Raw genomic sequence first — 14027 nt, forward strand, 5'->3', positions numbered from 1 at the left:
CTCGCCACCGTTTATGTGTCAGGTTCAGCTGTTGTTGTGATCGACCTTGATGGTCGGGTCACTGCCGGCGATCAACGTGTTCAGGTTGACGTTCGACCAGTTGTTGCCTTCCAGCTTGATCGTCACGTCCGGCGCGGCCGATGCACCGTTGGCGCCGTTGAACTGGCCGGTGGTGCTGACCTGCAACGACGACACGCCATCGACTGTGCTGATCTGCAGGAAGTGGTCGATGGTGCTGCCGGATTCACCTTGCAACAGATCCCGCAGGTCGATTCGGTCGCCATCGGCAGCCTTGAAGTCCTTGATCACGTCGTTGCCGGTGTCACCGGCCTTCCAGACAAAGGTATCGCCGCCCAGGCCACCGATCAGCGTGTCGTTGCCAGTACCGCCGAGCAGAATGTCATTGCCCTTGCCGCCGTCGAGCGAGTCGTTGCCGCCCTGGCCGAAGAGAATGTCATTGCCACCGCCGCCCAACAGCGTGTCGTTGCCATCGTGGGCACCGGACACATCGAACGCGGTGTAGTGCTCGGTGATGTACTGGTGCACGTTACTGGTGGTGACCTTGCTGACGTCCACGCCGCTCTGCTGGGCCACGAACGCCTGGATGGCCTGGTAACCCTCGCCGGTGACGCCGTTGAAGCTCACCAGGTCGCCAAACAGGATGTCGTTGCCTTCGCCACCGTTGACCGTATCCGCGCCCGGCAGGGTCGCTTCGGTGTGGCCGATGATCGAGTTGGCCAGGTTGCTCGGGTCGATGTTGGTCTGTGGCGTCTGATCCGAGTCGTATGGCTTGAGGTCGTTCAGGGTGACGTCATTGTTCAGGCCGATGGCTTCGACGTTGCTCAGGCCTTTGAGCAGGGTGAAGCTGGCACTCGACCCCGTCGCTGCCCAGGAATCGGCATAGCCGGTACCGTCCAGGTAGGAGAATTCGAAAGTGCCGTCGCCTTGGGCATGCACCGTGCCGACATAGCTGTCATCCCAATGCTTGCCGTCTTTGGTCGACAGGTACATGTCACCGTCTTCGTAGATGGTGAATTTGTGCTTGTTGTCGATTGTCTGGGTGTAGTACTTGCCGACGGTGTAGTCGGCCGCGCTCAAGACATCATCGAGCTTGACGTTGCCGTACAGCGTCGGGTTCGTCTGTTCGCCGGACTGGTAGAGGGTCGGCTGGCCGTCGGTGATGAAGTACGTCAGGTTCTTCGCGCCGGTGTTGCTCAGGGCCTGTGTGCTGTTGAAGAAGTTCGCCGTGGTCTTGAACACGTCTTCGTAGTTGGTGCTGCCGCCGGACACCATCGAGTCGAGTACGTTCTTGAGCAGTGTCAGTGCGTTGGGGTCATTGAGGTTCACCGCAACGTTCTTGTTCACCTGGGTGTCGAAGTCCGCGAGGAAGATGTTCACCGTCCCGGAATTGCTGCCCAGGCTCTGCTTGAGGGTGTTGAACACCTGGGCCAACGAGTCCTTGGCCGCAGCGACGGACGCCGAACTCATGCTGCCGGAGCTGTCGACCATGAACGCGATGTTGTAGTTGACGCCCGGCACCACGGTCAACCCGCCGATGTCGGCGACCATGATGTCGTTGCCATCGGTGCCGGTGACGTTGTCACTGCCCGAGGTCGCGGTCGCGGCGTTGTAGACCGCCGGGTACACGGTGACCGGAATATGCGCGGTGGTCACCGCCGACCCGCCGAGGGTTTCCGTGGACGTGGAGGTCACGGTCAGGTCCAGGTGACCGTTGTAGTAGGCCGGCGGCGTCAGGGTCAGGCTACCCAGGTTCCAGCCGCTGACCGATGCTTCGCCGTTGCTGCCCACGGTGGCGGTGTGGCCCGCGCCGTCGGTCAGCACGCTGCCCTCTGGCATGCCTGCGATCTTCACGCTCAGTTTTTCGGAGCCGTCGGTGTCGCTCAGGGCGGTGGTGATCTTCGACAGATGCACGCTGGTCCCTTCGGCGCCTTCGTTGAGCTTGTAGCCGTCGTAGTAGCCTTCGCCATTGCTGCCGTGCAGGTCGGACACGGTCACGCCGGCGTTCGCCAGATCGGCCACGCCGGTGTACAGCGGCACGCCTGCGCTGCTGAGGTCGACTGGCGTGCTGCCGTTGACCGACAGATTCACGTCGTAGTTGCCCACGTTATGCTGATTGTGGTGGTAGATATCCAGGGTGTAGTAGCCGCTGGTGGTCGCTGTGAATGAACCGTTCAGCTTGCCGCCCGCGCCCCAGGTAGTAGCAGCCACGTCCTTGCCGCCGACGGTCACCAACAGGCTGTCGTCGCCGGTGCCGCTGAAGGTGTAAGTCTTGCCGGCTTCGAGGTAGATCAGGCCCGATGTTTTCGACGCTGTGCCGGCGTTTACGTTACCGTCAGACTGCACGTTGGTCACGGTGCTGGTGCTGTTCGGCGTGCCGGCGGCATCGATCACCGACTTGAGGGTGCCGGACGCTGCGCCGCTGCCATCGGTGCCCAGGCCCGACAGGCCTGTCCAGACTTCCTTGATCAGGCCGGTGGAGGTCACGTTGTTGCCGGCCACGCTCAGGCTCGGCGCATCTGCCACCGGGGTGATGTCGATCTTCACGGTGCTGGTATTGCCCGGCGCCTGGCCGTCGGTGGGCTGGAACTGGATCTGCGCGTAATCGGACTTCTGGTCGCCCACGCCGGCCGGGTTGCCATTGGCCCCGGACTCGTTGGTATCCGGTGTGAAGCGCAGCTTGCCGCCGTCGATGTCAGCCTTGGTGAAGGTCTGGTTGTTGGCCACGTCCTTCCAGGTTGCGCCGTCCAGGTACTGCAACTTGCCGTCACCCGGCAGGCCGGTGATCTTCACGCCCTGGCTGGCGGCGGCAGTGTCCACGTCGCTGACGCCAAAGGTCGACCAGCCGAGGACCAGTGACGTGTCTTCGGTACCGGTCACTGCGCCACCGGTGGCGACCGGCGCATCGTTGACCCCGACCACGTTCACGGTGGTGGTGGCGGTGTTGGAGTAGTTGCTGCCATCCGTCACCGTCACGGTGATGATGCGCGGCACGCTGCTTGGGTCGTCACTGCTGTTGATGAAGGTGATGTTCTTGATCTGCTGCATGTAGTCAGCCAGCGTCGCGTTGCCCGACAGCGTCAGCGTGAAGGTGCCGTTGGTGCTGTTAGCGTTGATGCTGATGCCGTTGACGCTGTTGCCCAGGTTCAGCGCATCGCCCGGCTGGCGGTTGGTCAGCACGACGGTGGCGCCGGTCAGCAGGGTGTTGTCCGGGTCGATGATCTTCAGGTCGGTGTCGCCGATCGACACGCCTGGCCCCGGGGTGCCTTCGGTGAAGCTTGTCTGGTAATCACTACCGGTCTTGCCGCTGGAGTTGTTGGCGTCCAGGTCGAGGATCGGTGCAGCATTGACCGCCGGGTACACCGTGACCGGAATCTGCGCCGTGGTGGCTGCCGATCCGCCGAGGTTTTCGGTGGAGGTCGAGGTGACGGTCAGGTTGAACTGGCCGTTGTACTGGGCCGGTGGCGTCAGGGTCAGGCTACCCAGGTTCCAACCGCTGACCACGGCTTCACCGTTGCCGCCTACGGTCGCGGTGTGGCCCGCGCCGTCACTCAGCACGCTGCCTTGCGGGATACCGCTGAGTTTCACACTCAGCGTTTCGGAGCCATCGGTGTCGGTCAGGGCGGTGGTGATCTTCGACAGATGCACGCTGGTGCCTGCGACGCCTTCGTTGAGCTTGAAGCCGTCGTAGTAGCCTTCGCCGTTGGTGCCGTGCAGGTCGGAGACGGTCACGCCGGCGTTCGTCAGATCGGTCACGCTGGTGTACAGCGGTACGCCTGCGTTGCTGAGGTCGACTGGTGTGCTGCCGTTGACCGACAGATTGACGTCATAGCTGCCCGGGCCGGTCTGGTTGTGGTGGTAGATATCGAGGGTGTAGTAGCCGCTGGTGGTCGGCGTGAACGAGCCGTTCAACTTGCCGCCCGCGCCCCAGGTGATGCCTGCCACGTCCTTGCCGCCGACGGTCACCAGCAGGCTGTCATCGCCGGTGCCGCTGAAGGTGTAGGTCTTGCCCGCTTCAAGGTAGATCAGGCCCGACGTTTTCGACGCCGTGCCGGCGTTCACGTTGCTGTCGGACTGCACGTTGGTCACGGTGCTGGTGCTGTTCGGTGTGCCGGCGGCATCGATCACCGACTTGAGCGTGCCGGACGCCGCGCCGCTGCCATCGGTGCCCAGGCCCGACAGGCCGGTCCAGACTTCCTTGATCAGGCCGGTGGAGGTCACGTTGTTGCCGGCCACGCTCAGGCTCGGCGCATCTGCCACCGGGGTGATGTCGATCTTCACGGTGCTGGTACTGCCCAGCGCCTGGCCGTCGGTGGGCTGGAACTGGATCTGCGCGTAATCGGACTTCTGGTCGCCCACGCCGGCCGGGTTGCCATTGGCCCCGGACTCGTTGGTATCCGGTGTGAAGCGCAGCTTGCCGCCGTCGATGTCAGCCTTGGTGAAGGTCTGGTTGTTGGCCACGTCCTTCCAGGTTGCGCCGTCCAGGTACTGCAACTTGCCGTCACCCGGCAGGCCGGTGATCTTCACGCCCTGGCTGGAGGCGGCACTGTCGACGTCACTGACGCCAAAGGTCGACCAGCCGAGGACCAGCGAAGTGTCTTCGGTACCGGTTACAGAGCCACCGGCAGCCACTGGTGCATCGTTGACCCCGACCACGTTCACGGTGGTGGTGGCGGTGTTGGAGTAATTGCCGCCATCGGTCACCGTCACGGTGATGATGCGCGGCACGCTGCTCGGATCTTCGCTGTTGTTGATGAAGGTGATGTTCTTGATCTGCTGCATGTAGTCGGCCAGCGTCGCGTTGCCCGACATCGTCAGCGTGACCGTGCCGTTGGTGCTGTTGGCGTTGATGCTGATGCCGTTGACGCTGTTACCCAGGTTCAGCTCATCGCCCGGCTGGCGGTTGGTCAGCACGACGGTGGCGCCGGTCAGCAGGGTGCTGTCCGGGTCGGTGATCTTCAGGTCGGTATCGCCAATCGACACGCCAGGGCCGGCGGTGCCTTCAGTGAAGGTGACCTGGTAGTCGGCTCCGGTCTTACCGCTGGAGTTGTTGGTATCCAGGTCGAGTACCGGTGGCGCATCGTTGTCGATGATCGAGGTGCTGACGCTGCCGTTGGTGCCGCTGATCGCCAATTGCTCGAAGTTGCCACCGGTCGCCGAATCGATCTTGACCACGAAGTTCTCAGTGCCTTCGGTGATCTTGTCGTCCAGCGTCGCCACGTCGAAGGTCGCGCTGGTGGCGTTGGCCGGGATCTTCACGGTGTAGACGCCGGTGAAGTCCGTGCCGTCGGCAGCGGTGCCGCTGTAGACGAGCTTGAGGGTGACCTCGGTCTGTGCCGGGTTGGTCAGGCTGACGGTGTAGGTCGCGGCCTGGCCTTCGGTGACTGACGTGCTGCCGCTGATGCTGACGGTGGTGGTGTCGACCGAGTCGCCAATAGCCGTCGATGCGTCGGTCTTGTCGACGCCGATGGCTTCGAGGTTGCCACCGGAGGCTTCTTTGATCGACTCGGTAATGGTTGTTGGGCCTTGGTAAACGTCATTGCTGGCAGTGACGTCCAGCGTGCCCGCACTTGCACCGGCTTCGATGGTAATGGTCTTGCCGCTGTCGAGGGTGACCGTCACAGGGCCATTTTGCGCGGTGACCGGATTGCCTTTGGCATCGGTCAGCGTAGCGGTGTAAGTGATCGTGCCATTTTCGTTCACGGTCGGCGTAGCGGTCAGCGTCACGGTGGTGGTGTCGTTCACATCGTTGACGACAGTGCTGACGGCGTCAGTGTTTGGAGAGATGGCTTCGAGGTTGCCGCCGGTCGCATCTTTGATCGATTCGGTAACCGTCGTTGGACCTTGGTATACGTCGTTGCCGACGGCCACGTCCAACGTACCTGCACTTGCGCCGGCTTCGATGGTGATGGTTTTGCCGCTGTCGAGGGTGACCGTTACAGGACCATTCTGCGCAGTGACCGGGTTGCCTTTGGCATCGGTCAGCGTAGCGGTGTAAGTGATGGTGCCGTTTTCATTGACCGTCGGCGTGGCGGTCAGCGTCACGGTGGTGGTGTCGTTCACATCGTTAACGACGGTGCTGACGGCGCCAGTGTTTGGAGAGATGGCTTCGAGGTTGCCGCCGGTCGCATCTTTGATCAACTCGGTAACCGTCGTTGGACCTTGGTATACGTCGTTGCCGACGGCCACGTCCAACGTACCTGCACTTGCGCCGGCTTCGATGGTGATGGTTTTGCCGCTGTCGAGGGTGACCGTTACAGGACCATTCTGCGCAGTGACCGGGTTGCCTTTGGCATCGGTCAGCGTGGCGGTGTAAGTGATGGTGCCATTTTCATTGACAGTCGGTGTAGCGGTGAGCGTTACGGTGGTGGTGTCGTTTACATCATTGACGACAGTGCTGACCGGAGTGGTATTCGGGGCAATGGCTTCAAGGTTGCCACCAGCAGCGGTGCTGATGCTTTCGCTGATGCTGGTTGGACCCTGATACACGTCGTTGCCAACGGCCACATCCAACGTACCTGCACTTGCACCGGTTTCGATGGTGATGGTTTTGCCGCTGTCGAGGGTGACCGTCACAGGACCGTTCTGCGCGGTGACCGGGTTGCCTTGGGCATCGGTCAGGGTCGCGGTGTAAGTGATGGTGCCGTTTTCATTCACGATCGGCGTAGCGGTCAGCGTTACGGTGGTGGTGTCGTTTACATCGTTGACGACAGTGCTGACCGGAGCGGTATTCGGGGCAATGGCTTCAAGGTTGCCACCAGCAGCGGTGCTGATGCTTTCGCTGATGCTGGTTGGACCCTGATACACGTCATTGCCAACGGCCACATCCAACGTACCTGCACTTGCGCCGGCTTCGATGGTGATGGTTTTGCCGCTGTCGAGGGTGACCGTTACAGGACCATTCTGCGCAGTGACCGGGTTGCCTTTGGCATCGGTCAGCGTGGCGGTGTAAGTGATGGTGCCATTTTCATTGACAGTCGGTGTAGCGGTGAGCGTTACGGTGGTGGTGTCGTTTACATCATTGACGACAGTGCTGACCGGAGTGGTATTCGGGGCAATGGCTTCAAGGTTGCCACCAGCAGCGGTGCTGATGCTTTCGCTGATGCTGGTTGGACCCTGATACACGTCGTTGCCAACGGCCACATCCAACGTACCTGCACTTGCACCGGTTTCGATGGTGATAGTTTTGCCGCTGTCCAGCGTGACCGTCACCGGTCCGTTCTGCGCGGTGACTGGATTGCCTTGGGCATCGGTCAGGGTTGCGGTGTAGGTGATCGTGCCGTTTTCATTGACGGTCGGTGTAGCAGTCAACGTTACGGTTGTGGTGTCGTTTACATCGTTGACGACGGTGCTGACAGGAGCGGTATTCGGAGCGATGACTTCGAGGTTGCCACCGGCTGCGTCCTTGATCGACTCGGTAACCGTCGTTGGACCCTGATACACGTCATTGCCAACGGCCACATCCAACGTACCTGCACTTGCGCCGGCTTCGATGGTGATGGTTTTGCCGCTGTCGAGGGTGACCGTTACAGGACCATTCTGCGCAGTGACCGGGTTGCCTTTGGCATCGGTCAGCGTGGCGGTGTAAGTGATGGTGCCATTTTCATTGACAGTCGGTGTAGCGGTGAGCGTTACGGTGGTGGTGTCGTTTACATCATTGACGACAGTGCTGACCGGAGTGGTATTCGGGGCAATGGCTTCAAGGTTGCCACCAGCAGCGGTGCTGATGCTTTCGCTGATGCTGGTTGGACCCTGATACACGTCGTTGCCAACGGCCACATCCAACGTACCTGCACTTGCACCGGTTTCGATGGTGATAGTTTTGCCGCTGTCCAGCGTGACCGTCACCGGTCCGTTCTGCGCGGTGACTGGATTGCCTTGGGCATCGGTCAGGGTTGCGGTGTAGGTGATCGTGCCGTTTTCATTGACGGTCGGTGTAGCAGTCAACGTTACGGTTGTGGTGTCGTTTACATCGTTGACGACGGTGCTGACAGGAGCGGTATTCGGAGCGATGACTTCGAGGTTGCCACCGGCTGCGTCCTTGATCGACTCGGTAACCGTCGTTGGGCCTTGGTACACGTCGTTGCCAACGCTGACCTCCAGCGTACCCGCACTTGCACCGGTCTCGATGGTGATGGTTTTGCCGCTGTCGAGGGTGACCGTCACAGGACCGTTCTGCGCGGTGACCGGGTTGCCTTGGGCATCGGTCAGGGTCGCGGTGTAAGTGATGGTGCCGTTTTCATTCACGATCGGCGTAGCGGTCAGCGTTACGGTGGTGGTGTCGTTTACATCGTTGACGACAGTGCTGACCGGAGCGGTATTCGGGGCAATGGCTTCGAGATTGCCACCGGTCGCATCTTTGATCGATTCGCTAACGGTCGTTGGGCCTTGGTAAACATCGTTGCCAACGCTGACCTCCAGCGTACCCGCACTTGCACCGGTCTCGATGGTGATGGTTTTGCCGCTGTCGAGGGTGACCGTTACAGGACCATTCTGCGCAGTGACCGGGTTGCCTTTGGCATCGGTCAGCGTGGCGGTGTAAGTGATGGTGCCGTTTTCGTTCACGATCGGTGTGGCAGTCAACGTCACGGTGGTGGTGTCGTTCACATCGTTGACGACGGTGCTGACCGGAGCGGTATTCGGTGCGATGGCTTCGAGGTTGCCGCCGGTCGCATCTTTGATCGATTCGGTAACCGTCGTTGGGCCTTGGTAAACATCGTTGCCAACGCTGACATCCAACGTGCCCGCACTTGCACCGGCTTCGATGGTGATGGTCTTGCCGCTGTCCAGCGTGACGGTGACTGGCCCGTTCTGCGCGGTGACTGGATTGCCTTTGGCATCGGTCAGCGTAGCGGTGTAAGTGATGGTGCCGTTTTCGTTCACGGTCGGTGTAGCGGTGAGCGTTACGGTGGTGGTGTCGTTCACATCGTTGACGACGGTGCTGACCGGAGCGGTATTCGGAGCAATGGCTTCGAGGTTGCCGCCGGTCGCATCTTTGATCGATTCGGTAACCGTCGTTGGACCTTGGTACACATCGTTGCCGACGCTGATATCCAGCGTACCTGCACTTGCGCCGGCTTCGATGGTGATGGTCTTGCCGCTGTCGAGGGTGACGGTGACCGGACCATTCTGCGCAGTGACCGGGTTGCCCTGGGCATTGGTCAGCGTAGCGGTGTAGGTAATGGTGCCGTTTTCATTGACAGTCGGCGTCGCGGTCAGCGTTACGGTGGTGGTGTCGTTCACATCATTGACGACGGTGCTGACCGGAGCGGTATTCGGGGCAATGGCTTCCAGATTGCCGCCGGTCGCGGTGCTGATGCTTTCGCTGATGGTGGTCGGACCCTGGTACACGTCGTTGCCGACGGCCACGTCCAACGTACCCGCACTTGCACCGGTCTCGATGGTGATGGTCTTGCCGCTGTCGAGGGTGACCGTTACAGGACCGTTCTGCGCGGTGACCGGGTTGCCTTGGGCATCGGTCAGGGTCGCGGTGTAAGTGATGGTGCCGTTTTCATTCACGGTCGGCGTAGCGGTCAGCGTTACGGTGGTGGTGTCGTTCACATCGTTGACGACAGTGCTGACCGGAGCGGTATTCGGTGCGATGGCTTCCAGATTACCGCCGGTCGCGGTGCTGATGCTTTCGCTGATGGTGGTCGGCCCCAGGTACACGTCGTTGCCAACGGCCACGTCCAGCGTACCCGCACTTGCACCGGCTTCGATGGCAATGGTCTTGCCGCTGTCGAGGGTGACGGTGACTGGACCGTTTTGCGCAGTGACTGGATTGCCTTGAGCGTCGGTCAGCGTAGCGGTGTAGGTAATGGTGCCGTTTTCATTCACGGTCGGCGTGGCGGTCAGCGTCACGGTCGTGGTGTCGTTCACATCGTTGACGACGGTGCTGACCGGAGCGGTATTCGGTGCGATGGCTTCGAGATTACCGCCGGTCGCGGTGCTGATGCTTTCGCTGATCGTGGTTGGACCCTGGTACACATCATTGCCAACGGCCACGTCCAACGTACCCGCACTTGCACCGGTTTCGATGGTGATGGTTTTGCCGCTGTCGAGGGTAACGGTGACTGGACCGTTCTGAGCGGTGACCGGGTTGCCTTTGGCATCGGTCAGGGTCGCGGTGTAAGTGATGGTGCCGTTTTCGTTCACGGTCGGTGTAGCGGTCAGCGTCACGGTGGTGGTGTCGTTTACATCATTGACGACAGTGCTGACCGGAACGGCATTCGGTGTGATGGCTTCGAGATTACCGCCGGTCGCGGTGCTGATGCTTTCGCTGATCGTGGTTGGACCCTGGTACACATCATTGCCAACGGCCACGTCCAACGTGCCCGCACTTGCACCGGTTTCGATGGTGATGGTTTTACCACTGTCCAACGTGACGGTGACAGGCCCGTTTTGCGCGGTGACCGGGTTGCCTTTGGCATCGGTCAGGGTTGCGGTGTAGGTAATGGTGCCGTTTTCATTGACAGTCGGCGTCGCGGTCAGCGTTACGGTGGTGGTGTCGTTCACATCATTGACGACGGTGCTGACCGGAGCGGTATTCGGGGCAATGGCTTCCAGATTGCCGCCGGTCGCGGTGCTGATGCTTTCGCTGATGGTGGTCGGACCCTGGTACACGTCGTTGCCGACGGCCACGTCCAACGTACCCGCACTTGCACCGGTCTCGATGGTGATGGTCTTGCCGCTGTCGAGGGTGACCGTTACAGGACCGTTTTGCGCAGTGACTGGATTGCCTTGGGCATTGGTCAGCGTAGCGGTGTAGGTAATGGTGCCGTTTTCATTGACAGTCGGCGTGGCCGTCAGCGTTACGGTCGTGGTGTCGTTCACATCGTTGACGACGGTGCTGACCGGAGCGGTATTCGGTGCGATGGCTTCCAGATTACCGCCGGTCGCGGTGCTGATGCTTTCGCTGATGGTGGCCGGCCCCAGGTACACGTCGTTGCCAACGGCCACGTCCAGCGTACCCGCACTTGCACCGGCTTCGATGGTAATGGTCTTGCCGCTGTCCAGGGTGACGGTGACTGGACCGTTTTGCGCAGTGACTGGATTGCCCTGGGCATCGGTCAGGGTCGCGGTGTAAGTGATGGTGCCGTTTTCATTCACGGTCGGTGTAGCGGTCAACGTCACGGTCGTGGTGTCGATCGAGTCGGTGATGGTGGTGACCGCCGGCGCGGTGCTCTGCACCAGGTTTTCAAAGTTGCCGCCGGTTGCCCCGGTGATGGTGGTGCTGACCGTGCTGCCATTGTTGTAGACGTCGTTGGCAGGAGTATCGACGGCAACAGTGCCGGTGGTCTGCCCCGCTGCGATGGTAATGACCGAGCCATTGCTCAAGGTCACGGTCACTGGCGTTTGCGCCGGGTTGGTCAATGTCGCTGTGTAGGTGATCTGACCGCCTTCGGTCACCGTCTCGCCTGCGGTCAGGGTGACGTTGGTGGTGTCGATGGTGTCGGTGATCTGGGTCACGGCCGGTGTGGTCGGCAGGGTCACGGCAATGCCGTTGCCACCGTTGGCGCCGGTCACGGTCACGTTGATCTGGCTCGGATCGTTGTAGACGGTGTCGTTCGGTGCCAGTGGGACGTTGACGCTGCCGGTGGTCTGTCCGGCGGAAATCACGATCACCGAGCCATTGGACAGCGTCACGGTCAGGTCGGTCAGGGGCGCCTGGGTAACGGTCGCGGTATAGACCAGTACACCACCGGCCTCGGTCAGGGTCGGGGTGGCGCTCAGCGTCAGCGTCGAATTGATCAGGGTGTTGGCAGTGGTATTGGCGTTGGTGGCCAGGCCGGTGATGTTGTTGTCTGTGGTGGCGGTCGCGCCCAAGCCTTCAGTCGGGAACCCGACAGTCGGATTGACGTTGCCGGCCGTGGCATCCAGCACTACAACGCTGTGGCCGCCCCCGGCGGAACCACCGGCACTCGCTTCGCCAGCTCCGGCGGCGGTGGCTTCCAGGGCTGTGGTCGGGTCGACACCGGCGGCGATGGCTTGCTGCAGTTCTTCTACCGACGGAGCGGCCTGGGCAGTGGCTTGTGCAAGGTCAGTGGAAGAGTCCGGGGCGTTGGCGCTCCACTGGGTGTCCCGACCCAGGTCGAGTGTGCGGCCATCGGCCAGGTCCAGGGTGACGGAGCCGGCAGGGCCGGTGTCCAACTGATCGCCCGTAAACAGGCGATCGCCTTCAATGAGTACGCGCCGGATACCCTCCGGGGATACGGCGAAAACCTGACCGACAATGCTTTTGACGACGGCAATAACGCTGCTCATTGATGACTCTCCGGATGCCACGTTCAGTAAACTTCCATGGGCCCGCAAGCTGTGGATAGCCGCGGTCTGGACGTTTTGGCTTTACTAAGTAAGGTTGTTTTGACGCTTCCGAATGTCAATTATTTGGCTTAAATTTCCATGATTTTTGTTTCCGCCAAACTATTGACCTTCTTCCGGGCATCCTAAACAATTGTATCGGTCATGTCACATTGATATTTAAGCGGCGACCCGTTCTTTCGGTGCAAGATTCAGTACCTGTTTCGAATTTTCCGACATACGGTAATTACGGTAGCCATCATCCGATGCAGCGCCTCGTTTCGCTGTGATCCAAGACAAGCGTTTCAGGAAGAAAAAACACCATGCGTTCGCACTTGTTCACGGCTTTACCTTTCGCTCTCGCCGCCAGTTTCGTTCAAGCACAAACCTTGCCGCAGGCCATGCAACAGGCATTGGATGTCCACCCTGAAATCCAGGCCGGCGTGAACAGCCGACTGGCTGCCGATTACCAATTGAAAGCTGCCAAGGGCGGTTATTTGCCTAGGGTGGACCTCGCCGCCGGGTACGGTCGCGAAGGCACCGACAGCGTCACCACCCGGTCGGGCAACAACAATCACTGGGAAACCCTGAACCGTAGCGAGTCGAGCCTGCGCCTGACACAAATGGTTTTTGACGGTTTTGCGACCTCCAGCGAAGTGGGGCGTCAACAAGCCACCGTTAATGCCCGCGCCTATTCGTTGCTCGATACCTCCGAGCGCACCGGGCTGACCGTGGCCCAGGTCTACCTGGATGTGCTGACCCGGCGCGAGTTCGTGCGCCTGGCCGAAGAGAACCTCAAGAGCCACGAGCGCATCTTCGACCAGATCAAGTTGCGCACCGAGCGCGGCGTGGGCAATCGCGCCGACCACGACCAGGCCGAAGCACGTGTGGCCCAGGCCCGCAACAACTTGATCACCGAACAGACCAATCTGGCCGACGCCGAGACCAACTACCTCAGTGCCGTGGGCCAACTGCCCGACCAACTGGAGCGCCCCGCCGATTTTATGGCGCTGTTGCCGGCCAACTTGACTGAAGCTCGCGCTCAGATGCTGGAGAACAGCCCGGTGCTGCGCTCGGCCGAAGCAGACATTGTCGCCACCGAGAAACAGTATGAAGCCGCCAAGTCGAGCTTCTACCCACGCTTCGACGCCGAGCTGGGCCGCACCGCCGATAACGATCTGGACGGCCAGAACGGTCACAACAACGAATGGCAGGCCATGCTGCGCATGCGTTTCAACCTGTATGCCGGCGGCAGCAACAAGGCGGATCTGGAATCCAAGTCCTACCTGTCCAACCAGGCGCTGGATATCCGCAACAACGCCCTGCGCCAATTGACTGAAGAACTGGGCCTGGCCTGGAACGCCCTCAACAACGCCAACGCCCAGGTGCCGATTGCCCAGCAATACGTGGACCGCAGCGCCAGCGTGCGCAACGCCTACCAGAAGCAGTTCAGCCTCGGCGAACGGACCCTGCTCGACTTGCTCGACAGCGAAAACGAGCTGTTCAGCGCCTCCCGGCGGTTGGCGGAAATCAAGAACGTGCAGCTGTTCACCCAGTACCGGATCAAGGCAACCATGGGCGAGTTGCTCAAAAGTCAGGGGGTAGTCGCGCCGTTGGCATCCGTTGTGCAGAATGACGTGAAACCCAAGGTCCAGTTGCCTGGGATGAATTGAGTCATCCATCCAGTTTGATTAGTCAAGAGTGCAGAG

General features: G+C 60.8%; 2 protein-coding genes. One reads left to right on the plus strand and one right to left on the minus strand.

The features are described 5' to 3' along the window. Window positions 1-24: 24 nt before the first annotated feature. Complete coding sequence (locus tag LOY67_RS00945; protein ID WP_265065533.1) at window positions 25-12282, minus strand: LapA family giant adhesin; 12258 nt, start codon at window positions 12280-12282, stop codon at window positions 25-27. 359 nt (window positions 12283-12641) lie between these two features. Between LOY67_RS00945 and LOY67_RS00950 the strand changes: the two genes are divergently transcribed. Next, window positions 12642-13991, plus strand: coding sequence for a TolC family outer membrane protein (locus LOY67_RS00950; protein ID WP_265065534.1), 1350 nt, complete (start codon window positions 12642-12644; stop codon window positions 13989-13991). Window positions 13992-14027 lie beyond the last annotated feature (36 nt).

The sequence above is a fragment of the Pseudomonas sp. B21-056 genome, assembly GCF_026016325.1.
GTDB lineage: Bacteria > Pseudomonadota > Gammaproteobacteria > Pseudomonadales > Pseudomonadaceae > Aquipseudomonas.